This is a genomic window from Amycolatopsis sp. cmx-8-4 (assembly GCF_046548675.1).
Classification (GTDB): Bacteria; Actinomycetota; Actinomycetes; order Mycobacteriales; family Pseudonocardiaceae; genus Amycolatopsis.
Genome location: NZ_JAEBDZ010000044.1, coordinates 1 through 25,676 on the forward strand (window position 1 = coordinate 1; position 25,676 = coordinate 25,676).

The 25,676-nt window shown below is 72.6% G+C and carries 20 protein-coding genes; 8 read left to right on the forward strand and 12 right to left on the reverse strand.

The features are described from left to right. Positions 1-50: 50 nt before the first annotated feature. From ACLJQZ_RS44890 to ACLJQZ_RS44905, 4 genes are read right to left on the reverse strand one after another with little or no spacing between them, the layout of a single operon-like run. Positions 51-1,505, reverse strand: a complete 1,455-nt coding sequence (locus ACLJQZ_RS44890; protein WP_410627467.1) for an aldehyde dehydrogenase (NADP(+)) — start codon at positions 1,503-1,505, stop codon at positions 51-53. 15 nt (positions 1,506-1,520) lie between these two features. Next, positions 1,521-2,651: a hypothetical protein gene (locus tag ACLJQZ_RS44895; RefSeq protein WP_410627469.1), complete on the reverse strand. Its 1,131-nt coding sequence runs from the start codon at positions 2,649-2,651 to the stop codon at positions 1,521-1,523. Positions 2,652-2,655: 4 nt separating this feature from the next. Then, positions 2,656-3,912 (reverse strand): glucarate dehydratase family protein, encoded by a 1,257-nt coding sequence (locus ACLJQZ_RS44900; RefSeq protein ID WP_410627471.1) that lies wholly within the window; start codon positions 3,910-3,912, stop codon positions 2,656-2,658. Next, on the reverse strand, positions 3,912-4,847 hold the full coding sequence (locus tag ACLJQZ_RS44905; RefSeq protein WP_410627473.1) for a 5-dehydro-4-deoxyglucarate dehydratase: 936 nt from the start codon (positions 4,845-4,847) through the stop codon (positions 3,912-3,914). Before ACLJQZ_RS44905 ends, ACLJQZ_RS44900 begins: the two co-directional genes overlap by 1 nt. A 338-nt stretch (positions 4,848-5,185) precedes the next feature. Between ACLJQZ_RS44905 and ACLJQZ_RS44910 the strand changes: the two genes are divergently transcribed. Both ACLJQZ_RS44910 and ACLJQZ_RS44915 read left to right on the forward strand, forming a co-directional pair. After that, entirely contained in the window at positions 5,186-5,995 is an 810-nt protein-coding gene (locus tag ACLJQZ_RS44910; protein ID WP_326951126.1) for an IclR family transcriptional regulator, read from the forward strand. 26 nt (positions 5,996-6,021) lie between these two features. Further along, positions 6,022-6,828, forward strand: coding sequence for an NAD-dependent epimerase/dehydratase family protein (locus ACLJQZ_RS44915; protein ID WP_410627475.1), 807 nt, complete (start codon positions 6,022-6,024; stop codon positions 6,826-6,828). A gap of 318 nt (positions 6,829-7,146) precedes the next feature. Here ACLJQZ_RS44915 and ACLJQZ_RS44920 read toward each other — a convergent pair whose 3' ends face one another. Then, positions 7,147-7,764: a TetR/AcrR family transcriptional regulator gene (locus ACLJQZ_RS44920; RefSeq protein WP_410627477.1), complete on the reverse strand. Its 618-nt coding sequence runs from the start codon at positions 7,762-7,764 to the stop codon at positions 7,147-7,149. A 67-nt stretch (positions 7,765-7,831) separates the two neighbouring features. Between ACLJQZ_RS44920 and ACLJQZ_RS44925 the strand changes: the two genes are divergently transcribed. The 6 genes from ACLJQZ_RS44925 to ACLJQZ_RS44950 all read left to right on the forward strand — a co-directional run bounded on the left by ACLJQZ_RS44925 (position 7,832) and on the right by ACLJQZ_RS44950 (position 14,832). Then, the gene (locus ACLJQZ_RS44925) at positions 7,832-8,458 is read left to right on the forward strand and encodes an MSMEG_1061 family FMN-dependent PPOX-type flavoprotein (RefSeq protein WP_410627479.1); all 627 of its coding nucleotides are present in this window, start codon (positions 7,832-7,834) and stop codon (positions 8,456-8,458) included. A gap of 3 nt (positions 8,459-8,461) precedes the next feature. Then, positions 8,462-9,352, forward strand: a complete 891-nt coding sequence (locus ACLJQZ_RS44930) for a PDR/VanB family oxidoreductase (RefSeq protein ID WP_410627481.1) — start codon at positions 8,462-8,464, stop codon at positions 9,350-9,352. Then, positions 9,352-10,146 (forward strand): siderophore-interacting protein, encoded by a 795-nt coding sequence (locus tag ACLJQZ_RS44935; protein ID WP_410627483.1) that lies wholly within the window; start codon positions 9,352-9,354, stop codon positions 10,144-10,146. Before ACLJQZ_RS44930 ends, ACLJQZ_RS44935 begins: the two co-directional genes overlap by 1 nt. 201 nt (positions 10,147-10,347) lie before the next feature. After that, positions 10,348-11,220 carry a helix-turn-helix domain-containing protein gene (locus ACLJQZ_RS44940; protein WP_410627484.1) on the forward strand — a complete coding sequence of 291 codons (873 nt, stop codon included), beginning with the start codon at positions 10,348-10,350 and terminating at the stop codon, positions 11,218-11,220. Between the two features lie 73 nt (positions 11,221-11,293). After that, on the forward strand, positions 11,294-13,090 hold the full coding sequence (locus ACLJQZ_RS44945; RefSeq protein ID WP_410627485.1) for a maleylacetate reductase and hydroxyquinol 1,2-dioxygenase domain-containing protein: 1,797 nt from the start codon (positions 11,294-11,296) through the stop codon (positions 13,088-13,090). Continuing rightward, a complete protein-coding gene (locus tag ACLJQZ_RS44950; RefSeq protein WP_410627487.1) occupies positions 13,087-14,832 on the forward strand; it encodes an FAD-dependent oxidoreductase in 1,746 nt (581 codons plus the stop codon). Before ACLJQZ_RS44945 ends, ACLJQZ_RS44950 begins: the two co-directional genes overlap by 4 nt. A gap of 159 nt (positions 14,833-14,991) precedes the next feature. Here the strand turns inward: ACLJQZ_RS44950 and ACLJQZ_RS44955 are convergent, their stop codons facing one another. The 7 genes from ACLJQZ_RS44955 to ACLJQZ_RS44985 all read right to left on the reverse strand — a co-directional run bounded on the left by ACLJQZ_RS44955 (position 14,992) and on the right by ACLJQZ_RS44985 (position 25,656). Then, positions 14,992-15,882, reverse strand: coding sequence for a peptidylprolyl isomerase (locus ACLJQZ_RS44955; protein WP_410627489.1), 891 nt, complete (start codon positions 15,880-15,882; stop codon positions 14,992-14,994). Positions 15,883-15,987: 105 nt separating this feature from the next. After that, complete coding sequence (locus tag ACLJQZ_RS44960) at positions 15,988-17,403, reverse strand: M1 family metallopeptidase (protein ID WP_410627490.1); 1,416 nt, start codon at positions 17,401-17,403, stop codon at positions 15,988-15,990. Between the two features lie 86 nt (positions 17,404-17,489). Continuing rightward, on the reverse strand, positions 17,490-21,443 hold the full coding sequence (locus ACLJQZ_RS44965; protein ID WP_410627492.1) for a Pls/PosA family non-ribosomal peptide synthetase: 3,954 nt from the start codon (positions 21,441-21,443) through the stop codon (positions 17,490-17,492). Between the two features lie 336 nt (positions 21,444-21,779). Continuing rightward, positions 21,780-23,288 carry a ribosome biogenesis GTPase Der gene (der, locus tag ACLJQZ_RS44970; protein ID WP_410627494.1) on the reverse strand — a complete coding sequence of 503 codons (1,509 nt, stop codon included), beginning with the start codon at positions 23,286-23,288 and terminating at the stop codon, positions 21,780-21,782. A 16-nt stretch (positions 23,289-23,304) separates the two neighbouring features. After that, positions 23,305-23,916, reverse strand: a complete 612-nt coding sequence (locus tag ACLJQZ_RS44975) for a lysophospholipid acyltransferase family protein (protein WP_410627542.1) — start codon at positions 23,914-23,916, stop codon at positions 23,305-23,307. A 125-nt stretch (positions 23,917-24,041) separates the two neighbouring features. Further along, the gene (gene cmk / locus ACLJQZ_RS44980; protein WP_410627544.1) at positions 24,042-24,746 is read right to left on the reverse strand and encodes a (d)CMP kinase; all 705 of its coding nucleotides are present in this window, start codon (positions 24,744-24,746) and stop codon (positions 24,042-24,044) included. Between the two features lie 343 nt (positions 24,747-25,089). Further along, complete coding sequence (locus ACLJQZ_RS44985; RefSeq protein ID WP_410627496.1) at positions 25,090-25,656, reverse strand: TetR/AcrR family transcriptional regulator; 567 nt, start codon at positions 25,654-25,656, stop codon at positions 25,090-25,092. Positions 25,657-25,676: the final 20 nt, after the last annotated feature.

The following is a 25,676-nucleotide window of genomic DNA, read 5'->3' on the forward strand; positions in this document are numbered from 1 at the left end:
GTCGTGAGTGGTAATGAGGGTTAGAACCCTCATTACCACTCACGACGGGGTCAGCGGGTTCCGTCGGTGCGTCGGGGCAGCTGCCAGGGGTTGGCCTCCTGCAGGGGTTCGGGCAGTAGCGCGTCCGGGAAGCCCTGCCACGCGATCGGGCGCAGGAAGCGCTCGATCGCGGCGGTGCCGACGGACGTCGTGGTCGGGGCGGTTGTGGCCGGGTACGGGCCGCCGTGCTGCTGGGCCCAGCTCACCGTGACGCCGGTGGGCCAGTCGTTCCACAGCAGCCGCCCGGCGATGCGGGCCAAGGCCGGCAGCACCGGCCGGATCCAGTCCGCGTCGGACTCCTCGCCGTGGATCGTGGCGGTGAGCCCCGGTTCGATGACGTCGAGCAGGCGCAGCAGCTCGGCCTGGTCGGCGTAGGTGACGATCAGCGACGCCGGCCCGAAGCACTCCTGGTGCACGGCCTCGCCACCCTCGAGGAACTGCTTGCCGGTGGTGGCGAGCAGCGTCGGGGTGAACGCGGGCGCCTCGGACGGCGACGCCGAGACGACGTCGACCCCCGGGACCTCGCGAAGCTTCGCGAGCGTCGAGGCGTAACCGCCGGCGATGCGGTCGTTGAGCATCGGCTGGGGCGCGGCGCCTTCCAACGCCGAGCGCAGCGTCTCGGTCAGGCCGTGCTCCTCCGGCAGGAACAGCAGGCCCGGCTTGGTGCAGAACTGGCCGGCGCCGAGGGTGAACGACCCGGCGTAGCCCTTCGCGACGGCCTCACCGCGGGCGGCGATCGCACCCTCGGTGACGACGACCGGGTTCACGCTGCCCAGCTCGCCGTAGAACGGGATCGGCCGCGGCCGCGCGTTGGCGATGTCGAACAGCGCGCGCCCGCCCGGGATCGAGCCGGTGAACGACGCCGCCGCGATCCGCGGGTCCTTCAGCGCGGTGACGCCCTCATCCTGGCCGAAGATGACGTTGAACAGGCCTGCCGGGGCGCCCGCCTCGAGCAGCGCCTCGCGCACGATCAGGCCGGTCCGCGCGGACAGCTCCGGGTGGCCCGGGTGCGCCTTGAGGATCACCGGGCAGCCCGCGGCCAGCGCGGACGCGGTGTCGCCGCCGGCGACGCTGAACGCGAACGGGAAGTTGCTGGCCGCGAACACCAGCACCGGGCCGATCGCGGTCTTGACGCGCCGGATGTCCGGGCGCGGGCCCATCGGCCAGTCGGAGTCGGCGTGGTCGACGGTGGCGCCGAGGTACGCGCCGTCGGTGAGGGACTCGGCGAACAGCCGCAGCTGGAACGTCGTGCGCTTCAGCTCGCCGGCCAGCCGCGGGGTGGCGGGCAGGTGCGTCTCGGTGTGGGCCAGCGGGACCAGTTCGCCGGCCGCGGCGTCGAGGGCGTCGGCGGCCGCGGTCAGCCAGCGGCCGCGCTCGGCCGGGGTGGCCTCGGCGGCCGGACGGGCGGCTTCGGCGGCGGCCGCCAGGATCTTCTCGAGCGTGGCGGCGTCGGTGGCCTGGCTCATTTCGGGTGCAGCTCCTCAGTTCTCGTGGGCGGCGGCGGTGGCGGTGTCCAGGTCGCGCCAGCGGCCCGGACCGGCCAGGCCGAGGTGGTACAGGTGCAGCTCGGCCGCGCCCGCCTTGGCGAGCTCGCCGACGTAGGCGGCGATGTCGGGCACGGGGGCGGCCGCCACGGCGGTGATGTAGCTGCCGATCGCCACCCGCTCCGGCAGGGCCTCCCTGGCCGCGGCGACGGCGTCGGCCCCCGTCGCGGGCGCCCAGCCGAAGAGTACGACGGAATCGGCGTCGTCGATCGCGCCCGGCGTGAGGCCGGGCAGCGCGCCGGTGACCCAGGGGTCGAGCGCGCCGTGCAGCACGATCCGCGTGCCCGCCGGGAGCGTGGCCAGCACGGCGGCCCGCAGCGCGTCGGTGGCCGCCTGCCGGGTCCGCAGCAGCGCCTGGGTCAGCGACGGCGGCAGCGCGTCGGCCACAGCGCCGAGGTCCCCGGTGGCGACGAGCCGCCGCACCTCCTCGACGAGCTGGGCCCGGACGACGTCCGCATCGATGTCCCACGAAGAAGCGCACGCGTCGCAGCAGCAGATCGACAGCAGCCGGGCCACCGCGGGCGCCCAGACACCGTCGGTCTTCTCGTGCTGGTGCTGGTGCACCGCGCCGAGCGGGCCGCACGCCTCGAGGACCACCGACGACAGCTCGAGCCCGGCAACGGCTTCCGCGGTCATCGCCGCGGCGTACTCCCGCACCGCGGGCTGCGACGGGCACAGCGCCCACGGGTAGACCTCGCCGAAGCAGTTGCGCACGGCGACGTCCGGGTGCTCGTACCCGAGCTGCGAGTTGTGCGTCAGCACGATCCACGCCGCGGCCGGGATCCCGGCCTCGTTGAGCAGCCGGACGGCGTCGCCGCCGGAGTCCGGGGTCGTGATCCAGTCCGGAGTGGACGGACGCAGCGAACCCCACGCGTCCGGGCGCACGGGCCGGTGGAACGCCGCGTGCCGCGCCACGACGGCCGTGCGCGACGCCGACCAGGGCGTCGCCGCGCGGGTGCTGTGGTACGACAGCGCCACGGCCACCTCGTCGACGCCGAGGCCGCGCGCACGGTCGACGAACCCGTCCTCCAGGACGTCCCACGGGTAGGCGTATCCGGTCACCTTCACCGGGTCACCACCTCGCCGTGTTCGGCTCGAAACCCTCGACGTACTTGCGCATGTAGGTCACATCGTCCCGTTTGGTCTGTCCACATCGGACGTAGTTCTCGTGCAGCTTCGCCAGCGCGTCCTCGTCGAGCGTGACGCCCAGCCCCGGTGTCGTCGGCACCGGGACGGCGCCCTCGCGGAACTCCAGCACGCCCGGCTCGATGACGTCCTCGACCTTCCACGGCCAGTGCGTGTCGCAGGCGTAGGTCAGGTGCGGGGTCGCCGCGGCGACGTGCACCATCGCGGCCAGGCTGATCCCGAGGTGGCTGTTGGAGTGCATCGACAGGCCGACACCGAAGCTCTCGCAGGTCACCGACAACGACTGGGTGGCGCGCAGGCCGCCCCAGAAGTGGTGGTCCGACAGCAGGACGCCGATGGCGCGCGCCCGGAAGCCGGGCTCGACGTCGCCGAAGTTCACGACGCACATGTTGGTGGCCAGCGGCATCGACGCCTGCTCGGCGACGCGGGCCATGCCCTCGATGCCCGGCGTCGGGTCTTCGAGGTACTCCAGGACGCCGTCCAGCTCGGCGGCGACGCGGATGCCGGTCTCCGGCGTCCACGCGGCGTTCGGGTCGATCCGCAGCGGGTGCCCGGGGAACGCCTCGGCCAGCGCGCGGATCCCGTCGACCTCCTGGGCCGGCTCGTAGACGCCGCCCTTGAGCTTGATCGAGCGGAAGCCGTACTCGTCGATCATCCGCTTCGCCGAGCCGACCAGGGTTTCCGGCGTGGTGATCTCGCCCCAGGTGTCCTCGCGGCCGTCGACGTGCTTGCCGTACTTGTAGAACAGGTACGCGGAGAACTCGACGGCGTCGCGCGCCTTGCCGCCGAGCAGGTCGCTCACCGGGCGGCCGAGCAGTTGCCCCTGCGCGTCCAGGCAGGCGACCTCGAACAGCGAGTACACGCTCGCGACGGTCTTGCGGATGGAGAACCCGCCGATCAGCCCGTGCGCGTCGGTCAGCACGGTGCCCGACAGCGCCTGCGCGACGAGCCGCTGCAGGCCGGGCAGGTCGAAGACGTCGTGGCCGCGCAGCCGCGGCAGCACCTTGCGCACCTCGCCGAGGAACGCTTCGTCCCCATAGGACTCCCCGAGCCCGACGATCCCGTCCTCGCACCTGACCTGGACGATGCCGCGCAGCGCGAACGGCTCGTGCACGCCCATGACGTTGAGCAGCGGCGGGTCGGCGAACGCGACCGGGGTCAGCACCACATCGAGGATCTTCATCAGCTCAGCGCCTTCAACGTCGTGAAGCCGTCCTCCACGACCTTCTGCAACCGGTCGATCTGCTCGGGCGTCGGCTCGACCAGCGGCGGCCGGACCGAGCCGACCTTGTCGCCGCGCAGCCGGGCGGCGGCCTTGACCAGCGACACGGCGAAGCCGGGCGACTCGTCGCGCAGCGCCACCAGCGGCAGGTAGAACCCGGCCAGCAGGGTGTCCATCGTCGCGTGGTCGCCCTCGGCGAGCGCGCGGTGGAAGCGGTGGGCGATCTCCGGGGCGAAGCAGTGCACGGCCGAGGAGTAGCGGGCGACGCCGATCGCGGCGTACGCCTTGGCGGACACCTCCGCGGTCGGCAACCCGTTGAAGAACAGGAAGTCCCGCGCGCGGCCGGTGTCGAGCGAGCGGATCGTGGTGACGATCCGGGTCATCACCTCGACGTCGCCGTAGCCGTCCTTGAGGCCCACGACCGAGGGAATGTCGAGCAGCGACGCCGCGGCCGGCGCGGTGAACACGCCGGTGCCGCGGTGGTAGACGATCACCGGCACGGACGTGTCGCCGACGGCGTAGCGGACGAAGTCGACCAAGCCCGCCTGCGGCCCGGAAACCAGGTACGGCGGGAGCAGCAGGACGCCGTCCGCGCCGCCGGCCTCGGCCGCCGCGACGCCGGCCCGCGCCGCCGCGGCACCACCACCGGCCCCCACCCAGACCGGCACGCGGCCGGCGGCCACCTCACGGGACCTGGCGAGCACCGCGGCGTGCTCGGCGGGCGAGAGCGAGCTGAACTCACCGGTGCCGCACGCGACGAACAGCGCACCGGCGCCGGCCGCGATGTGGCTCTCCACGTTCTCCGCGAGCGCGTCGAGGTTGACCTCGAGGTCCTCGGTGAATGGGGTGAGGGGGAACGCCAGCAGGCCGTCCAGCGCGATCTCGGTCTGTGCCATCAGTTTCTGCTCTCTCGTCCTTTTGTCGGTTTCGGCCGGGTGCTGGCCGGGTCAGGTGGGCACGGTCGTGCCCGGCGCTGCTTTGTGGCACCGCACCGGGTTCCCATGCCTCCGTTGTACTCGAGCGTCTTCGCTGGCACATGAACGAGCAAGTCGGTGGTACGCGCGACGCCCGCGTGCGCGACGAAGCCGGGTGACGGTCGTCAGGGCGGGCATCGCAAGCATGTTCACATCCATGAATGGAGTCTGTTATAGTGACTATGTTCATCCATAAGAACGTTGTTCGGGACGCTAATATGGCCGGAGTCACAAGTCAACGGCCGGACGGAGGCGCGAAAATGCCGCAAAAGGTGGCCAACCCGGCGGCGACCGACGGTGCGCCCGCCGAGTCGTCAGGGGTGAAATCCGCGCGCCGGGCGGTCGATCTGATCGAAACCTTCGCGGCGAACGACGTCTGGCTCTCGCTCTCCGATCTGCACGCGCGCACGGGGTTCCCGCGCTCGTCGCTGCACGGCCTGCTGCGCACGCTCCTGGAAGCCGGCTGGCTGGAGGCGGACGCGAACACCGCCCGCTACCGGCTCGGCGTCCGCGCGCTGATCTGCGGCACGGCCTACCTCGACCGCGACGCCGTCGTCCCGTTCGCCACCGAGGCCCTGGAACGGATCCGGGAGAAGACCGGCTTCACCGCGCACTTCGCGCGCCGCAACGCCACCGAGGTCGTCTACCTGGAGACGCGGGAGTCGCAGCGCTCCACCCACCTCGTCTCACGCGTCGGGCGCACGCTGCCCACGCACGCGACCGCGCTGGGCAAGGCCCTGCTGGCCGAGCTGACGCACGAAGAGATCGAGGCGCTGCTGCCGTCGACCCTGATCCCGCTGACCCCGAACACCATCACCTCGCTCGAAGCGCTGCACGCCGAGTGCGCCGCGACCCGCGAACGCGGGTACGCCGCCGAGATCGAGGAGGGCACGCTGGGCGTCCGGTGCGTCGCCGCGGTGATCCCCTACCGGATCCCGGGCACGGACGCGATCAGCTGCTCGATGCCCATCTCCCAGGTGACCGACGCCGACGCCCAGCGCGTCGGCGAGTTGCTGGCGGAGACCACCGCCGAGCTCGGGCAGCAGCTGCGCCGGGCCGGAATCCGCTGACCGCCGCCCTTACGGAAGGAAGTCCATTGACGGACCAGCGTGTGCTCATCACCGGGTCGGCGGGTGTCGTCGGCACCCTGATGCGCCCCCGCCTGCGGCGCCCCGGCCGGGTGCTGCGCCTGCTCGACGTGGCCCCGCAGACGGCGTCGGACGCCTCCGAGGAGGTCGTGACGGCATCAGTCACCGACGCGGCGGCGATGGCGTCGGCGTGCGAAGGCGTCGACGCGCTGATCCACCTCGGTGGCCACAGCCGCGAGAACTCGTGGGCCGCCACCCTCGACGTCAACATCGACGGCACCCACACGGTGCTGGAGGCCGCTCGCGAAGCCGGGGTCAAGCGGGTGCTCCTGGCGTCGAGCAACCACGCCGTCGGCTTCCGGCGCAACGACGACGACCTGCCCGCGGACTCCTCGCCGCGCCCGGACACCTACTACGGCGTCAGCAAGGCCGTGATCGAGGCGCTCGGCAGCCTGTACCACTCGCGGTTCGGGATGGACGTCATCGTGATCCGCATCGGCTCGTGCTTCGAGACGCCGTTGCCGCTGGGCCCGCGCGGCCTCACGACGTGGCTCTCCCCCGACGACGGCGCGCGGCTGTTCGAGGCCTGCCTCGCCGCGCCGTCGCCGGGCTACCGGCTGATCTGGGGCGTCTCGGACAACACGCGCCGGATCTACTCGCTGGCCGAAGCCGAGGCGCTGGGCTACAAGTCCCTGGACGACGCCGAGGTCTACGCGGAGCAGCTGGCTTCCCGCCCCGCCCCCACGGGCGCGGCGGCCGAGTTCGTCGGCGGCCCCTTCTGCACCGCCCCCCTGGGCGAGTTCAACCCGCTCTGAGCCCCCACCTCCCGCGGTGGTCCGTGAATGGCACATCGAGGGACTCTGAGTCCCTCGATGTGCCATTCACGGCTTTGGCGGCCGGCCGAGCGCAAGCCGCGCTCGGCGCCCGCGACGGCTGACCGGGCGGTGCCGGGCCCGCCCCTGCGCGAGCCCGGCACCACGCCCCATCCGCCCTCAGGCCCCCCGGCCTGCTGAGGACGCGCACGCACTCCCCGCGTGCACCTGGGAAACTTCCGGCCACCGGCGAGCATTACGCCGGGCCGCGTGCCCTCCCCCGCGCGGAGGACGACGAAAGTCTTGGACGCCGTTCAGGAGCTAGCCCCTGAGGTACCGGGTGAGCATGCCGACCAGCTCGTTCTCCAGCCGGCCGGTGTCCACCGGCTCCCGGGACGCGACGAGCTGGTGCACGACCAGCTCCAACGTCGTCACGACCAGCTTCGCGGCCGTCTCGGTGTCGGCGACCCCGACTTCCGGGTGCCGGTCGAACAGGTCCCGGGCGAAGGCGATCCGCGCCTGCTCGTACCGGCCCACCTTCTCCAGCAGCTCCTGCGAACGGGGCGCCTGCTCCAGCAGCAGACGCAGCAGCTGCGGGTCGTCGAGGTGGTGCTCGATCACGAGGTGCACCAGGGCGCGGACGATCTCGTCGAGCGAGCCGGTCAGCTCGTGGCGCTGCTGCCAGCCGGTCGACTCCTCCCCGGAATCCAGGTGCCGGATCAGTAGCTCGGCCAGGATCGCGTCCTTGTTCGGGAAGTACTGGTAGAGCGAGCCGATGGAGATCCGGGCCCGCTCGGCGATGCGGTTGGTGGTGCCCGCGGCGTAGCCGTGCTCGGCGAAAACGTGAGCAGCCGCGGTGAGGATCCGCTCCCGGGTGAGCTCGGCGCGGACCTGGCGGGGCTGTTTACGTGGCTGGATGCGGCGCGGGTCCGACGGCACGGCTCCTCCTGTCGCGCTCCGCAAAAGCGAGTAGCGCCAGATCCGAATGATTGCTCATAATTGTGGCATGACCAGCACAAACACGCTGCGCCGAGTCTCCATGGCCGAGGTGCGGGCGCGGCTTGGCGAACCCGAGGCGATGATCGAGGCCAAGATCCTCGGCCACGTCGACCGGCACGTCCGCCGCTTCATCGCCCACTCCCCCTTCCTCACCCTCGCCACCGCCGACGCCGCGGGCCGCGCCGACTGCTCGCCCCGCGGCGACTACCCCGGCTTCGTGAAGGTCCTCGACGAGCGCACGCTCGCCATGCCCGACCGCGCCGGCAACAAGATCGCCGACTCCTTCCGCAACATCGCCGAGAACGACGGCGTCGGCCTGCTGTTCTTCGTCCCCGGCGTGCGGGAAACCGTGCGGGTCAACGGCCGCGCGTACGTCACCGACGACGCCGACGTGCTCGCCCGGATGCGGACCGAGGCGAAGGAGCCGGACCTGGCGATCGTCGTCGAGGTCGAGCAGGTGTACTTCCACTGCGGCCGCGCGTTGATCCGGTCCCGCCTCTGGGACCCCGCGAGCCAGGCCCTGGCCGGAGAGCTGCCGTCGGCCGGCGAGATCGTGTCCGACCAGCTCGGCGTGGACGTCGACCCGGCGCAGTTCGAGGCCATGCTCGAAGCCGGCTACCGGAAGCTGTACTGACCCATGCAGAAGACCATCCTCGACCGCGTCGAGCGGGTCGCCGACGACGTCGTTTCCCTTGTCCTGCACGGAGACGAAGGACCCCTCGAACCGTGGGAGCCGGGCGCGCACGTCGACCTCGCGCTGCCGAACTGGCTGACCCGGCAGTACTCGCTGTGCGGCGACCCGGGCGATCTCACGAGCTACCGGATCGCGGTCCGCCACGACCCGCTCAGCCGCGGCGGCTCGGAGTACGTCCACCGGTACCTGCGCCCCGGCCGGACGCTCGAAGTCTCGGTGCCGCGCAACCACTTCCCGCTCGCGCCGGCGCCGGAGTACCTGTTCCTGGCCGGCGGGATCGGCATCACGCCGATCGTGCCGATGCTGCGGGCCGCCGTCGCGGCCGGCGCCGCGGCGACGCTGGTCTACGCGGGCCGGTCGCTCGCGACCATGCCCTTCGCTTCGGAACTCCTTGCTGAGTACGGCGACCGCGTGCGGCTGTTCCCCACGGCCGAACGCGGCCGGCCGGACTTCGCGGAACTGGACCCCCACGCGGAGGTCTACTGCTGCGGCCCGGCGTCGATGCTCGCCGCGGCCGAGGCCGTGTTCCCGCGGGTGCACGCCGAACGCTTCCAGCCCACCCGCCGCGTCTTCGGGCCCGACACGGCGTTCGAGGTCGTCTGCACCCGCTCCGGGCAGACGATCCAGGTCCCGCCGGACGAGTCCCTGCTCGACGCGCTGACCCACGCCGGGCGCCCGGTGCCGTCCGGCTGCCGCGAAGGCGTCTGCGGCAGCTGCGAGCTGACGGTCGTCGACGGCGAGCCCGAGCACCGCGACGACATCGGCGCGCCGCCCGGCCGGATGTACGCGTGCGTCTCCCGCGCGCGCTCGCCCCGGCTCGTGCTGGACGTCTGATGATCCCGAAGGTCCGCCGCGCGAAGACGCGGAAGATGATCACCCTCGAAGTCCTGGCGAACACGGCGCCGAGCCCGGCGTTCCGCACCCTCACCCTGGGCGGTCCGGAGCTGGCGGAGTTCGAGCCGGCGGGCGACGACCAGGCCGTCCGGCTGTTCTTCCCGCGCGCCGGGCAGGACCGGCTGCGGATGCCGACCCGGGACCACGAGGGCTGGATGGCGGAGGTGCTGCTGATGCCGAAGAGCCGCCGCCCGTGGGTCCGCAACTACACGATCCGGCGGTCCCGCCCCGGCGAGATCGACATCGAGTTCGCCCTGCACGACGGCGACGCCCCGGCCGCCGAGTGGGCCCGTCGCGCCCGCCCGGGCGACCCGGCCGGGGTCTTCGACCTCGGCGTCAGCTACCTGCCGCCGGCCGGGGTGGCCTGGCAGCTGCTCGCCGGGGACGAGAGCGCGCTGCCCGCGGTCCTGGCGATCCTCGAGGGCGCGCCCGCCGACCCGGTGGCGGAGGTGTTCCTGGAGGTACCCGCGTACTCGGACATCCGGGAGGTCGAGGCCCCGCCCGGGGCCCGGGTGCACTGGCTGCCCCGGCTCCGGCCCGGCCGCCCGGGCACGCTCGCGCTGCAGGCGGTCCGGAACGCCGACCTGCCGGCCGGACGCGCCTACGCCTGGGTCGCCGGGGAAGCCGCGCTCGCCACCGGGGTGCGCCGCCACCTGGTGCGCGACCGCGGCTGGCCGAAGTCCGGCATCGCGTTCCTCGGCTACTGGCGCCACGGCCGCGCCAGCCCCGGCTAACCCAGACGGTCGGCTAGCGTACCCACGGAGTCGGCCCACGTACCCGGACGGTCGGCTCACGTACCTGCAGAGTCGGCTCACGTACCTGGACGGTCGGTTCGTGAGCCGACTGCCTGGGTACGCGAGCCGACTGTCTGGGTACGTGAGCCGACCCTCCGCGCGGGTACGATCGGGGTCGGCCTCGACGTCGAGGAGGCAGGCGTGGGCGAACTCGGGCTGACCGACACCAACGGCATCCTCGCGCTGCCCTGGGTCCGCCCGGAACGCACCAGCGCCGGCCTCGGCTGGGACCGCGTCTACCTCTCCAAGCAGCGGGAACGCCCGTACCGCGCCGCGTTCGGGCCCGCGCGCAGCCACCAGCTGATCCTGCACCTCGGCGGGCCCGTGACGGTCCGGCGCGGCGTCGGGACGCCCCACGAGCAGAGCCGGCGGATGCCCGCCGGCGGGCTGTTCCTGCAGCCGTCGCACGTCGACCTGTCCGTCGAGCTGGGCGGGGAGCTCGACACCGTGCACGTCTACGTCGCCGACGACGCCGTCCAGGAAGCGGCCGGCGGGGACGCCCCCGTGCGGCTCGCCGAGGAGTTCGGCAGCGATCCGCTGCTCGAACAGCTCGTGCTGAGCCTCGACGGCGTCGTCCGCGACTGGGAGCCGAGCGCCCGCACCTACGCCGACCAGCTCGGCGCGCTCGTCGCCGCGCAGCTCGTCCGCCACCACCACGCCGGACGCGTCCAGGTCCTCGAGCCGGCCCGCGGCCTGTCCGACCGGCAGTTCGCGCGGGTGCGCGACCGGATGGCGGACCAGCTGGCCGAGCCGGCGCCGCTGGCCGACCTGGCCGCGCTCGCCGGGCTGAGCGTCAGCCAGTTCTCGCGGCAGTTCAAGGCCCGCACCGGCCTGCCGCCGCACCGGTTCCTGCTGCGGCTGCGCGTCGAGCAGGCCGGGCTGCTGCTGCGCACCGGCACCGAACCGATCGCCGAGATCGCCGTCCGCTGCGGCTTCTCGCACCAGGAGCACCTGACGCGTGTGCTGCGCGCGCAGCTCGGCACCACGCCGGCCGCCCTGCGCCGGGCGGGCTGAGACGCGCGTTTCGTGCCTCGACGCAGCACGAACGTGCAGGACCGGGCCCCGGCCAGGCCGGATACTCCCTCGCATGACCTCGTTCAGCTACGCCGCGAACCCCGTGCGGGTGGTCTTCGGCTCCCTCGACGACGTCGGCGCGGAAGCCGGCCGCCTGGGACTCGGGCGCGTCCTGCTCGTCGCCGGCCCGCGCTACGGCGACCGCGCCGCGGCCGCGCTCGGCCCCCGGCTGGCCGCGCGCTTCGAGGAAGCGGCGATGCACACCCCGGTCGACGTCACCGAGCGCGCGCTGAAGGTCGTCGCCGACCACGGCGTCGACGGCGTCGTGGCGGTCGGCGGCGGCTCGGCCACCGGGCTGGCCAAGGCGATCGCCCTGCGCACCGACCTGCCGCAGCTGATCGTGCCCACGACGTACGCGGGCTCGGAGCTGACGAGCGTCCTCGGCGAGACCACCGACGGCCACAAGATCACGCAGCGGTCCCCGAAGGTGCGCCCCGAGGTCGTGCTCTACGACGTCGGCCTGACGCTCTCGCTGCCGGTGGCCACTTCCGCCGCCAGCGGGATCAACGCGCTCGCCCACGCCGTCGAGGCGCGCTACGCCCCGGACGCCAACCCGATGACGGACCTGCTCGCTGCGGAGGCCATCCGGCTGCTGAAGGACGCCCTGCCGCGGATCGTGGCCGATCCGTCCGATGTGGACGCGCGGACCGCCGCCCTGCGCGGCGCGTGGCTGGCGGGCTCGTGCCTGGACAGCGTTTCGATGGGCCTGCACCACAAGCTGTGCCACCACCTCGGCGGCAAGTTCGGGCTGCCGCACGCCGAAACCCACGCCGTCCTGCTCCCGCACGTCATGGCGCACCTGGGCCTCGACGACGCGAACGACGTCTTCGAGCTGACCGCGTCCCTGCCGATCCCGCACTCGCTGGCCGAGCTTGGGCTCACCGAAGCCGACATCGCCGACGAGCCCGAGGCGGAGCTGCTGCGCCAAGCCTTGAAGGGCACCCCCACGACAGCTCCTCCGGTGCTCGCGGCGCTGACGAAGCAGGTCGTCGAGAGCTTCGCGGGCGCGCCGGACCGCGTCCGCGAGCTGCTCACCGACCTCGTCAAGACGCTGCACGGCTACGCGATCCGCACCGACCTCACGCAGGAGGAGTGGGAATACGCGATCGGGTTCCTGACCCGCACCGGGCAGATCTCGAGCGACACGCGCCAGGAGTTCATCCTGTTGTCGGACACGCTCGGCGTGTCCAGCGTGGTCGACGTCCTGACCAACTCGCGCACGCCGGACACCACGCCGTCGGCCGTGCTGGGCCCGTTCTACGTCGAGGGCCCGCCGGAGACGCCGCAGGGCACCGACCTCGCCGCCGGACTGCCCGGAACTCCACTGTGGACGGACGTCCAGATCACCGACACCCACGGCGCCCCGGTTCCCGAGGCGGTCGTCGACGTCTGGCAGTCCAATGAGGACGGTTTCTATGACGTTCAGCTGCCCGATCTCGACGGACCCGCGCTGCGCGCCCGCTTCCGCACCGACGCCGACGGCCGGCTGCGGTTCTGGACCATCGTGCCAAGCGCGTACCCGATCCCCGCCGACGGGCCGGTCGGGCAGATGCTCGACGTCGTCGGCCGCCACCCGTACCGGGCGCCGCACGTGCACTTCATGATCGCCAAGCCCGGGTTCCGGACGCTGATCACGCAGCTGTTCGTCCGCGGCGGCGAGTACCTCGGCTCCGACACCGTGTTCGGCGTCAAGGACGGCCTGATCGTCGACTTCACCGAGCAGTCCGGGCCCGCCCCGGACGGCCGCGAGCCCGGGCTCTGGCGCCGGCTCGACTTCACTTTCCGCATCCAGCCCGGGAGCACGAGATGAGCTACGACACCGACGTCATCGTGGTCGGCAGCGGCCCCGCCGGCGGCTCGGCGGCGCTGCTGCTCGCCACCTACGGCGTCCCCACGGTGCTCGCCACCAAGTACGGCTGGATGGCCAACACGCCCCGCGCGCACATCACCAACCAGCGGACCATGGAGGTCTTCCGCGACCTCGGCGTCGAGGACAAGGCCCTCGCCGTCGGGACGCCGCCGGACCTGATGGGCGACACCGTGCTCTGCACGTCGCTGACCGGGCCGGAGATCGGCCGGATCGCCAGCTGGGGCACCGGCGCCGGGTCGGCCGCCGAGTACGGCGCCGCGAGCCCGTGCCACATGATCGACCTGCCGCAGACCTACCTCGAGCCGATCCTGGCGAGCGAAGCCGCCGCGCGCGGCGCGAAACTGCGGCTGGACACCGAGTTCCTCGACTTCAGGCAGGACGAAGACGGCGTCACCGTGTGGTTTCTCGACCGCGTGCGGGGCGACGAGTTCACTTTGCGCACCAAGTACCTGATCGGTGCGGACGGCGCGCGCAGCCGCATCGCCGAGCAGGCCGGGCTGCCGATCGCCGGGCAGACCGGCAAGGCGGGCAGCATGAACATCACGTTCACCGCGGACCTCGCGCCGTACGTGGCCCACCGGCCGAGCGTGCTGTACTGGGTGATGCGGCCGGGCGCGCACCTCGGCGGGATCGGGATGGGCCTGGTCCGGATGGTGCGGCCGTGGAACGAGTGGCTGCTGACCTGGGGTTACGACATCGAGCAGGCGCCGCCCGAGGTCGACGTCGAAGAGGCGACGCGGCTGGTGCGCGACCTCGTCGGCGACCCGGACCTCGACGTCGAGATCACTTCGACGTCACTGTGGACGGTCAACCACAACTACGCGACGGAATACCGCAACGGCCGGGTGTTCTGCGCCGGGGACGCCGTGCACCGGCACCCGCCGTCCAACGGGCTCGGGTCGAACACGTCCATCCAGGACGCGTACAACCTGGCGTGGAAGCTCGCGATGGTCGTGCGCGGCGAAGCGGGCGAAGGCCTGCTGGACAGCTACACCGCCGAGCGCGCGCCGGTCGGCAAGCAGATCGTCGACCGGGCGAACCTCAGCCGCGACCAGTTCGGGCCGATCTTCGCCGCGCTCGGCATCGCCGGCGACACCGACTCCGACGGCATCACCGCGGGGCTCGAAACCTGCCTCGCGCCGACGCCCGAGGGCGCGTCGAAACGGCGTGAGCTGGAGAAGGCGATCGAGCTGAAGCACTACGAGTTCAACGCGCACGGCGTCGAGATGGACCAGCGCTACGTCTCCGGCGCGGTGCTGCCCGACGGCGTCGCTCCGGTGGCATCCGAGCGTGATCCCGAGCTGTTCCACCGGCCCAGCACCGAGCCGGGCGCGAAACTGCCGCACGCGTGGCTGGTCGGCCCGCACGGCCGCCGGGTGTCCACTTTGGACGTCGTCGGCGGCGGCCGCTGGACGGTGCTGACCGGCCTGACCGGCACGGCGTGGGGCGACGCCGCGGCCAAGGTGGGCGCCGAGCTGGGCCTCGGCCTGCGGACGGTGCGCGTCGGCGACCCCGAGGTCCGCGACGCCTACGGCGACTGGTCCCGCCTCAGCGGCATCGCCGAGGACGGCTGCCTGCTGGTCCGCCCGGACGGCTACATCGCCTGGCGCAGCCACACGTCGTCCCCCACGTCCGTCCCCACCCTCCTGGCCGCCCTCCGAGACCTGCTGGACCGCCCGTGATCAGAAGGTCAACTCACGTGATTGCCGGGTCAACTCACGTGATTGCCGGGTCGACACGCGCAGCATCCGGCTTCACACGCCGTGTCGACCCTTCAATCACGCGTGTCGGCTGCCCAATCACGCGTGTCGGCTCCTCGATCACGCGTGTCGGCGCTTCCTTCACGGGGTGGTGATGGCGGTGAAGGTGACCGGGGTCTTCGGGGGGCCGCTGCCGTCGCCGATGCCGGGCTTGGACGTGTCGACGCCGGCGGCGGCCACCTTGTCGAGGACCGCCAGGCCGGCGTCGTCGATGCTGCCGAACACCGTGTACTCCGGCGGGATCTGCGTGTCGCCGAAGACCAGGAAGATCTGGGAGCCGCCCGAGTCGGGTTCGGACGTCTTGGCCATCGCGAGGATGCCGCGGCCGTAGGTCAGCTCGGGGAACGTCTCGTCCTTGATCGTGTAGCCCGGGCCGCCGGTGCCGTCGCCGGCCGGGTCGCCGCACTGGAGCATCTGCAGTCCGTCCGTCACCGAGAGCCGGTGGCACGACGTGCCGTCGTAGAACCCCTGCTTCGCCAGGCTCAGGAAGTTCACCACGGTGCACGGCGCCAGCGCGCGGTCGAGCGTCAGCCCGATGTCGCCCGCGCTGGTCGCGAGCCGCACTCCGACGGTGCCCGACGACGGCGCCGGACCGTCCGGCGGCGGCGTGGCCGGCTTCGGCGCGGGCGAGCCGGGCGCGGGGGTGAACGCGCAGGTGATCGGATCGGCGAGCGGCCGCGGCCGTTTCGGCAGCGGAGCACGGCCGCCGGGCAGCGGCGCCGAGGCACTCGGCGAAGCGAGCGTGGCCGGCGGCTGCGACGACGACGGCGACGTCGGGAACCACACGCCGTCGGCGTTGCCCTCCGGCTTCCGCAGGAACCCGGGATACCCCCAGGCCAGGAACGCGAGCACCATCACGACGACCACGACGACCGAGCCGGTGATCAGCACGACGGCCGCCGGCGACGTCTTCTTCGGCGGTAACGGCGGTTGCCACTGCGGATACCCGTAGGGCGGCCCCGGTTCGCTCATCAGCGCTCCCCTCGTCGAAGGCCCATTCTGCCGGGAAGACCACCCGTCCGGGTGAGAACGGCCAAGGGAACTCCCTCGGCCGGAAGCGTTCGACCGCATCGACGGCTAGGGCAGCGGCGGCAACGCCGGGGTGTCGAGCCAGCGCGTGAAGAACGTCCTCAGCGAGCGGCCCGCGTACTCCTCCGCCGTCGCGACGAACGCGGCGGTCGTGACGAGCCCGTGCCGGTGTTCGGTCGTCCACGCCTTCAGCACCGCGAAGAACGCCGGGTCGCCGATCTCCGCCCGCAGCGCGTGCAGCGTCAACGCGCCGCGCTTGTAGACGCGCTCGTCGAACATCCGCGCCACGCCGGGGTCGGCGACCCGGACGTCGGCCGGCTTGGCCTTCATCCGGGTGTGCCACGTGCGGGCCAGCGACTGCGCGGACTCGCCGCCCGACTCCTCCGACCACAACCACTCGGCGTACGTCGCGAAGCCCTCGTTCAGCCAGATGTGGCGCCAATCGGCCACGGTCAGGCTGTTGCCGAACCACTGGTGTGCCAGCTCGTGCACCACGAGCCGCTCGTACGTGCGGCGGCCGTCGACGTGGTTGGCGCCGAAGATCGACATGCCCTGCGCCTCGATCGGGTCGTCGAGGTCGTCGTCGGTCACGACGATCTGGTACTCGCCGAACGGGTACGGGCCGAACAGCCGCTGCAGGACCTCCATCATCCGGCCCTGCCGGCCGAAGTCGTGCTCGAACGGCCGGCGCAGCCGCGGCGGCACGGCGGCGCGCTGCGGCACGGTCTCGTGGACCGCCTCCACCTGCCCGCTCGCGCGTCCGATGTCGACGCTCAGCCGGCGCGCGGCCGCCCCCACGCGCGCGAACCAGCCGCCGCCGCTCAGGTCGACGTCGTCGTAGCGGCCGATCTGCACGCTCATCAGGTAGGTCGCGGTCGGCTCGCGGCGTTCGAAGACCCACTTCGTCGTGCTGGCCGAGGTGTAGCGGTCGACCAGCTCGCCGGTGACCGCGACCAGGTACGGCGACGACGTCGTCACGCTCACCCGGTAGGTCGCCTTGTCGGACGGGTGGTCGTTGCACGGGAACCACGACGGCGCCCCGACAGGTTGGCTCGCCACGAGCGCACCGTCGGTCAGCTCGTCCCAGCCGACGTCACCCCAGCGGCTCCCCACCGGGCGCGGGTTGCCGACGTAGAACACCTCGACGGTGAACTCGCTGCCCGCGGCGATCGCCTTCTGCGGCTTGACGTGCAGCTTCCGCACGCGCTTGAGGTACTTCGCCGGCTTGCCGTCGACCAGCACGCGGGTGATCCGGAACTCGCCGAAGTCGAGGCTGACGCGGGAAAGCGCCTGCGTCGCCTCCGCGGCGATCACCGCCGAGGCCGACAGCCGGTTCGGCGCGACCTTGTAGTCGAGGGTCAGGTCGTAGTGCCGGACCCGGTAACCGCCGTTGCCGTGCGCGGGGAGGTAGGAGTCGCCGGAGGTGTCCGCGCCGGGTGCGGGAGCGGAAGCCTTCGAGATCACCCGTGCCGGACCTTTCCTCGTGCGTACTTCGAACCAGGCTCGCACGGAGGGGTGATTCCGTGCGAGCCGGGTGGTGACTTCGTGACCTACTTGCCCGTCCAGGCGGAGATCGGGTTGCCGAGCCAGCGGGAGTCGGGCGGCACCTCGTCGCCGCGGGTCACCAGGGACCCGGGGCCGACCGTGGTGCGCGGGCCGATGCTCGCGCCCGGCAGCACGATGCCGTGCGGGCCGAGCGTCGCGCCCTCGTCGAGGGTCACCCGCGACATGCTCATGATCCGGTCGTGGAACAGGTGCGTCTGCACGACGCAGCCGCGGTTGATGGTCGCGCCGTCGCCGAGCTCGACGAGGTCGGCCTCGGGCAGCCAGTACGTCTCCAGCCACACGCCGCGGCCGATCTTGACGCCCATCGTGCGCAGCCAGGCCGCCAGCAGCGGGGTGCCGCCGAGAGACCCGATCAGCCACGGCACGGCCAGCGTCTCGACGAAGGTGTCGGCGAGCTCGTTGCGCCAGACGAAGGAGCTCCACAGCGGGTGATCGACTTCGCGGAACTTCCCGACCAGCAGCCACTTCATGACGGTCGCGGTCAGCGCCGCGACGATCCCGGCGGCCAGCAGGGCGGGCCCGGCGAGCAGCACGGCCACACCGAATCCGAAGGTCGTGGCCGCCCACAGCAGGCCGAACGCGACGGTGACGCTCAGCGCGACGCCGCACATGACCGGGATGATCCGGCACAGCTCGACCAGCGCCCGGGCCGCCTTGAGGTGCAGCGCCGGGGTGTAGGTGCGGCTCGTGTCGGCGTCGCCGATCGCGCGGCGCACCGGCAGCGGCGGCATGCCGAGGTACGACGAGCCCTTCTTCGCCCGCAACGGCGTCGAGGACAGCACACCCACGAGTCCGCGCTTCGGCACCGACCGGCCGGGCGCGGTCATCCCCGAGTTGCCGAGGAAGGCCTGCTTGCCGATCCGGGCCGGGGCGACGTGCAGCCAGCCGTGGCCGAGCTCGTAGGTGGCGACCATGGTGTCGTCGGCCAGGAACGCGCCGCTGTCGACCTGGGTCATCTTAGGCAGCGCGAGCACCGTCGACGCCTCGACGTTGCGGCCGACCTTGGCGCCGAGCAGCCGCAGCCACACCGGCGTGAACAGGCTGGCGTACAACGGGAACAGGCCTTCGCGGGCCATGCTCATCAGCCGCTCGGTGGCCCAGACCTGCCACGCGACGCGGCCGTGGACCGGGTGGTAGCCCTCGACCATGCCGATGCTCAGCGCCCGGACGCCGGCGAGCACGAACAGCATGTAGGTCAGGAAGTACGCGGTGGTCGCGACCGGCACGAAGATCAACGCCTGGGTGAACGCGGCCTGCAGCGTCGGCGCGCCGGCGATCGCGTAGCCCAGCACCGCCACACCCGGGAGCGCGGCGAGGCCCGGCAGGAAGCCGAGGAGCACCGAGGTCACGCCGTACACCGCGGCCCAGAAGTGCGACCGCGGCGGGCGGCTCGACGGCCACTTCAGCGCGTCCTTCGCGTCCTTGCCGTCCTTGCCGACGGGGGTAGCGGGCGAGCCGGCCCAGTGCTGGCCGGCCTTCACCGCGCCGCGGACGGTCGACCCGGCCGCGATCTCCGCGCCCTTGCCGATGCGGACGCCGGGGAACAGCGTGCTGCGCGCGCCGATCCGGGCCTCCGCGCCGATGCGGACCTTGCCGATGTGCACGCGATCGCCGTCGACCCAGTGGCCGGACAGGTCGACCTCGGGCTCGACGGCGGCGCCGCGGCCCAGTTTGAGGAACCCGGTGACCGGCGGCGGCGAGTGCAGGTCGACGTCCTTGGCGATGCGCGCGCCGAGAGCCTTGGCGTAGGTCGTCATCCAGGACGCGCCGGCGACGCTGTCCGCGCCGCTGAACTCTGCGAGCTTCTCGGCCGTCCACAGGCGCAGGTGGACGCTGCCGCCACGCGGGTAGGTGCCGGGCCGCACGCCGGAGAGCAGCACGCGCGCGCCGCCCGCGGCGATCGCGATGCGGCCGGCCGGGCTGAACAGCACGGCCCAGGCCAGCACGAGCCACGCCCAGTTCAGCGTCGGCGCCCAGGCGAACCCGAGCAGCGACAGGACGTTCGACAGCGCGGCGGCGAGGGTCGCCCAGCGCAGGCCGGCCAGCCCCATCAGCGGAACCATCAGCAGCGTCTGGATCACCCCGGCGCGGCGCTTGGTCGGCGCGATGTCCCGGCGTTCGGTGGCCTGGCCGCTCAGCGCGTCCAGCATCGCGGCCAGCGCGCCCAGCTTCGGGTAGGAGTAGATGTCGGCGACCGACACCTGCGGGTGCCGGGTGCGGATCCGCGCGACGACCTGGGCGGCGGTCAGGCTGCCACCGCCGTGGGTGAAGAAGTCGGCCTTGGGGTCGTCGACCGACACGCCGAGGATCTCGGCCCAGCCTTCGGCGAGCCACGCCTGCGTCGGGGACAGCCCGGCGGCGTCCACTGTGGACAGCGGCCACGGGAGGGCGTTGCGGTCGACCTTGCCGGAGGTGCGGGTGGGCAGGTCTTCGACGACGGCGAGCAGCGGCACCAGCGCGGCGGGCAGGTGTTCGCGCAGCCGGGTCGCGGCCTCGTCCTGGTTGAAGGACACCCCCGCGGCGGGCACGACGTACCCGACGAGGACCTGGTTGCCCGCCTTGGTGCGGCGGATCGCGGCGGCCGCGCCCTGCACACCCGGCAGGGCCTGCAGCGCGGCGTCGACCTCGCCCAGCTCGATGCGGCGGCCGCCGAGCTTGACCTGCTCGTCGAGCCGGCCGAGGAACAGCAGGCCGTCGGCTTCGGCGCGGACCATGTCACCCGAGCGGTAGGCGCGCTGCCAGCCCAGCGACGGCAGCGCCGCGAACTTCTCGGCGTCCTTCTCGGCGTCGAGGTAGCGGGCCAGGCCGACACCCCCGATGACGAGCTCGCCGGTCTCGCCCATGGCGACCGGCCGGCCGTCCTCGTCGACCACGGCGAGCTGCCAGCCCGACAGCGGCAGGCCGATGCGGACCGGGCCCTCGCCGGTCAGCTGCGCGGCGCAGGCGACGACGGTGGCTTCGGTGGGGCCGTAGGTGTTCCAGACTTCGCGGCCTTCGACGGCGACGCGCTCGGCCAGCTCCGGCGGGCACGCTTCGCCGCCGAAGATGAGCAGGCGGACGTCTTCGAGCGCGTCGGCGGGCCACAGCGCGGCCAGCGTCGGCACGGTGGAGACGACGGTGATGCTCTGCGCGACCAGCCACGGGCCGAGGTCGACGCCGGTGCGGACCAGCGCGCGCGGCGCCGGCACCAGGCAGGCGCCGTGCCGCCAGGCCAGCCACATCTCTTCGCAGGAGGCGTCGAAGGCGACGCTCAGCCCGGCCAGCACGCGGTCGCCCGGGCCGATCGGCTCCTCGGTGAGGAACAGCTCGGCCTCGGCGTCGACGAACGCGGCGGCGGCGGCGTGCGAGACCGCGACGCCCTTGGGCTTGCCGGTGGAGCCGGAGGTGAAGATGATCCAGGCGTCGTCGGCCGGGCCGGGGACACCCTCGCGGCCACCAGGTGTGCTGTGGACGTTGATCTTGCCGTCGGTGGCGACCGCGGCCACCGCGGCTTCTTCGAAGACCAGTTCGGCACGTTCGTCCGGGTCGTCCGCGTCGACCGGCACGTAGGCGGCGCCGACGGACAGGGTCGCGAGGATCGCGACGTACAGCTCGGCGGTGCCGGAGGAGATCCGGACGCCGACGCGGTCCCCGACGCCGACGCCGTACCCGCGCAGGCGGCGGCCGTAGGCGTCGATCTCTTCGAGGAGCCGGCGGTAGGTCAGGGTGGTGGTGCCGTCGTCGATCGCGGCGGCGTTGGGGTGGCGCTCGGCCGTGGCGGCGAGGATGTCGAGCAGCGTGCGCTCGCTCGCGCCGAGCCCGGACCAGAAGAGAGCACGGTCGGCGACCGGGGCGGTCGACGGCGCGTGCGTCACCTCGGCGACGCAGGGCAGCGGCGCGGTGATTTCCGAGGCGGATTCGGCCGGTTCGACTGTGTTCGGTTCAACTGTGACGGTCATCGCCCGGTCACCTGCAGCACAAAACCATGGGCGCGCAAGCCCACCACTCACCTTCCGCAAACCTTCATCGGGCTTGCTCTCCGGAATGAGGCGCCCGCAACGACCTTCCACCATACCCGCAGATCACCGGAAGATATCTCCTGGGTCACGGCGGAGTGTCGGACCTCACGCCCCGGACGAACCAGCGTGATCAGGGCGCCGACACGCGTGATTGAGGGGTCGACACGGCGTTCGGCCGAAGATTCGCCGTGTCGACCCTCCAGTCACGCGTGTCGGCTCCGCAATCACGCGTGCCGGCTGTTCAGCCACACGTGGTCGCCGGAACGGGTCAGGAAATCACCGGGATTTGGCGGGCCTGGCCGCTTTTCCGCCGGCCTTCGGCCGGGCCTTCTTTTCGCGGATGCGCACATTCACCCGGACGGGGCTGCCTTCGAAGCCGAACTGCTCGCGGAACCGCCGCTCGATGAACCGGCGGTAGCCCGCCTCGAGGAAGCCGGTGGTGAACAGCACCAGCGTCGGCGGCCGGATGCCGGCCTGCGTCGCGAACAGCACCTTCGGCTGCTTGCCGGACCGGACCGGCGGCGGGGTGGCCGCGATCAGGTCGGACAGCCACGCGTTGAGCTGGCCGGTCGGCACCCGCTGGTCCCACGACTTCAGCGCGGTCCGCAGCGCCGGCGCGATCTTGCGCACCGACCGCCCGGTCAGCGCCGAGACGTTGACCTTCTCGGCCCACGGGACGCGGACCAGGCCGCGCTCCAGCTCGCGGATCATGGCGTGGCGGCGGTCCTCGTCGACCAGGTCCCACTTGTTGAACACCAGCACGCACGCGCGGCCGGCCTCGACGACCATGGTCAGCACCCGCAGGTCCTGCTCCGAGATCGGCTCGGCCGCGTCCAGCAGCACGACCGCGACCTCGGCCGCGTCGATCGCGGTCTTGGTGCGCAGCGAGGCGTAGTACTCGGCGCCCGCGGCGAAGTTGACGCGCTTGCGCAGGCCCGCGGTGTCGATGAACCGCCAGGTCTCGCCGTCCAGCTCGACCAGCGAGTCGACCGGGTCGACCGTGGTGCCGGCCACCGAGTCGACGACCGAGCGCTCCTCGCCCGAGATCTTGTTCAGCAGGCTCGACTTGCCGACGTTCGGCTTGCCGACCAGCGCGACGCGCCGCGGGCCCGACGTCGCCGCGACGCCTTCGCGCGGCGCCTCGGGCAGCGTCTTGAGGATGGCGTCGAGCAGGTCGCCGGAGCTGCGGCCGTGCAGCGCGCTGACCGGGTGCGGCTCGCCGAGGCCGAGCGACCACAGCGACGCGGTGTCCGCGAGCAGCCGGTCGTCGTCGACCTTGTTCGCCACCAGCAGCACCGGCTTCTTCGAGCGGCGCAGCACCTTGGAGGCGGCTTCGTCGGTGGCCGTGGCCCCGACCGAGGCGTCGATCACCAGCAGGATCGCGTCGGCCGTCTGCATGGCCAGCTCGGCCTGCGCGGCGACGGAGGCCTGCAGCCCGGTCGCGTCCGGTTCCCAGCCGCCCGTGTCGACCAGGGTGAACTTGCGCCCGCCCCAGTAAGCGTCGTAGGCGACGCGGTCGCGGGTGACGCCCGGCACGTCCTGCACCACGGCTTCGCGGCGGCCGATGATGCGGTTGACCAGCGTGGACTTGCCCACGTTCGGCCGCCCGACCACGGCGAGCACCGGTTGCGCGAGCGCGGCCTCCTCGGCCGCTTCCGCCGCCTCGATCTGCGCGTCGAGCCTGGCGAACTCGGTCTCGTCGGACCAGGTGCCGTCGATCTCGCCGACGCCGTCGATCGCCGTCGACGTACTCTCTCCCGCGGAGGCGGAATCAAACTCAGCCATCACTACCCAATTTCCCTTATGGCGTAACGAAACCGTTTTCGGTACGCCAATCGTCCAAAGTCTTCACGAGCGCCGCGAGCTCGCCGCGCAGCTCCTCGGTGCCCTGGTCGAGCCCGGTCTTCCCGGGTCCGACCTTCGGCGTGAACGGCTCCCCCACGAGGATGTCCACGCGCGGGCGCCAGCGCCGCTTGCCGTCCGCCGGCTTGAGCGTCCCGCGCGTCGCCACCGGCAGCACGACCGCGTCCGACGCCCGGACCAGCCACGCAGCGCCGCGTTCGGCCGCGCCGACGTCCCCGGCACCGCGGGTGCCCTCCGGGAAGATCCCGACGACCCCGCCGTCCTTGAGCACGCCGACCGCGGTCAGCAGCGGCTTCCGGTCGATCGCGCCGCGCTGGACCGGGATCTGCCCGATGGCCACCAGGAACTTCCCGGCGAGCCCGTTGAGCAGCTTGAACAGCTCGGCCTTGACCAGGAACGCCGAACGCCGCGGCAGCATTCCGAAGATCAGCTGCGGTTCGATCATCGAACTGTGGTTGGCGATCACCAGCACCGGCCCGCGGGCGGGCATGCGCTCGCGGCCGTGCACGCGGATGCGGAAGGCCGATCGCAGATGGTACCGGCCGAAGATCCGGCCGGCCTCGTGGAGCCAGCCGACGGAGCCTTCCGGCAGTCCGGCCGCCGATCTTTTCGGGGGGTCCAGAGGGGCTTGCCCCCCGGCCGGGGTCTGGGGCTCGGCCCCAGAGGACCCAGCTTTCATCGCGCGACCTCGGCGTTGCACCCCACCAGCAGGCCGCGGTGGCTGGCGAGCTCGCTGAGCGCGACGATCACCTGGTCGATGGACAGCTCGGACGTGTCGACCGGGACGGCGTCCTCGGCCGCGCGCAGCGGCGACGTCACGCGGGTCGAGTCGAGGTGGTCACGGCGCTCGACGCTCGCCAGGGCGTCGGCGACCGACGACTTGCGCCCGGCCGCGGAGTCCTGGGTGCTGCGCCGCGACGCGCGGACGTCGGCCGAGGCGGTCAGGTAGACCTTGAGCGGCGAGTCCGGCGCGACGACGGTGCCGATGTCGCGGCCCTCGACGACGATCCCGCCGACGGTGTCCAGCACCTCGCCGATGATCCGCCGCTGCCGCGCGACGAGCAGCTCGCGCACGTGCGGCACGGCCGAGACGGGCGAGACCGCCTTGGTGACCTCGGGGCCGCGGATGTCGGCGGCGACGTCGCCGCCGGCCAGCCGGATCTCGGGCCGGTCGGGGCTGGTGCCGATGGCGAAGTCGGCGCGGCCGGCCAGGTCGGCGACGGCGTCGGCGTCGGCCGGGTCCACCCCGGCGCGCAGCACGGCGAGGGTGACCATCCGGTACATCGCGCCGGTGTCGAGGTAGCCCGCGCCGAGGCGCTGGGCGAGCTTGCGCGCGACGGTGGTCTTCCCGGTCCCCGACGGGCCGTCCAGCGCGACCACACCACGTAGGGCTCCCGTCACCGGCACTCTCCTCGCGTTCTCGTCTCGTTCGGGCCGTACCCCATTCTGCCGGGCGCGGTGCGAACGGGATCAGTCGGGACGCCTTCGCCCCCGACCGCAACGCCGTGAAGGGCACCTTCACGGCATCGGCGCCGAGGCGGACCCGCCGCGAAGCGGGCGCCTCCACCGTGTCGACCCTCCAGACACACGAGCCGACCCTCCAAGCACGCGAGCCGACCCTCCGGGTACGCGAGCCGACCGGGCGCCACCGCCGGCGCAATGCCGTGAGGGGCACCCTCATGGCTTATAAGTCCCTGAGGGTGCCCCTCACGGCATTACGGCGTCAGGTTCCGGGCGCGCCGAAGCGGGCGACCACCACGGCCAGCCGCTCCGCGTGGTTCTCCGGGGAGAGCCGGTGGCCGCGGTCCAGCGTGACGAGCCCGTGGAGCGCGCCCCAGAACACCTCGGTCAGCGTGCCCGGCTGCTGACCGCCGGCCACCGGCTCGACCACCGCGAACAGGCCCGCGAAGGCCTCCTGGAGCACGGGTGGCGTGTCGTCCCGCGCGAAGGGCAGGTCCGACGCCAGCGTGAACATCGCGTCGTAGAGCGCGGGCTTGGCGTCGGCGAAGGCGACGTACGCGCCCGCGACCCCGGCGACACCGCCTTCGCGAGCAGAAGCCAGCACCGCGGCCAGCTCGGCGAAGCCCTCCAGCGCGGCCGCCGCCATGATCGCGTCCTTGCCGCCCGGGAAGTGGCTGTAGAGCACCGGCTGGCTGTACTCGATCAGCGCCGCGAGCCGCCGGGTGGTGACGGCGTCCCAGCCCTCCGCCTCGGCCAGCTCCCGGGCCGCGGAGACGATCCGCTGCCCGCGCTCGGACCGGTCGCGCACTCGACGTTGTCGCTGGGTCATGACGCCGATACTAGCACTGC

Bases quoted from the DNA above. Each gene is read 5' to 3' on its own strand.
- ACLJQZ_RS44955 (WP_410627489.1), bottom strand. From the start codon at position 15,882: ATGAGCGAACCGGGGCCGCCCTACGGGTATCCGCAGTGGCAACCGCCG.
- ACLJQZ_RS44925 (WP_410627479.1), top strand. From the start codon at position 7,832: ATGACCAGCACAAACACGCTGCGCCGAGTCTCCATGGCCGAGGTGCGG.
- ACLJQZ_RS44930 (WP_410627481.1), top strand. From the start codon at position 8,462: ATGCAGAAGACCATCCTCGACCGCGTCGAGCGGGTCGCCGACGACGTC.
- ACLJQZ_RS44945 (WP_410627485.1), top strand. From the start codon at position 11,294: ATGACCTCGTTCAGCTACGCCGCGAACCCCGTGCGGGTGGTCTTCGGC.
- der (WP_410627494.1), bottom strand. From the start codon at position 23,288: ATGGCTGAGTTTGATTCCGCCTCCGCGGGAGAGAGTACGTCGACGGCG.
- ACLJQZ_RS44905 (WP_410627473.1), bottom strand. From the start codon at position 4,847: ATGGCACAGACCGAGATCGCGCTGGACGGCCTGCTGGCGTTCCCCCTC.
- ACLJQZ_RS44965 (WP_410627492.1), bottom strand. From the start codon at position 21,443: ATGACCGTCACAGTTGAACCGAACACAGTCGAACCGGCCGAATCCGCC.
- ACLJQZ_RS44985 (WP_410627496.1), bottom strand. From the start codon at position 25,656: ATGACCCAGCGACAACGTCGAGTGCGCGACCGGTCCGAGCGCGGGCAG.
- ACLJQZ_RS44950 (WP_410627487.1), top strand. From the start codon at position 13,087: ATGAGCTACGACACCGACGTCATCGTGGTCGGCAGCGGCCCCGCCGGC.
- ACLJQZ_RS44890 (WP_410627467.1), bottom strand. From the start codon at position 1,505: ATGAGCCAGGCCACCGACGCCGCCACGCTCGAGAAGATCCTGGCGGCC.
- ACLJQZ_RS44900 (WP_410627471.1), bottom strand. From the start codon at position 3,912: ATGAAGATCCTCGATGTGGTGCTGACCCCGGTCGCGTTCGCCGACCCG.
- ACLJQZ_RS44935 (WP_410627483.1), top strand. From the start codon at position 9,352: ATGATCCCGAAGGTCCGCCGCGCGAAGACGCGGAAGATGATCACCCTC.
- ACLJQZ_RS44910 (WP_326951126.1), top strand. From the start codon at position 5,186: ATGCCGCAAAAGGTGGCCAACCCGGCGGCGACCGACGGTGCGCCCGCC.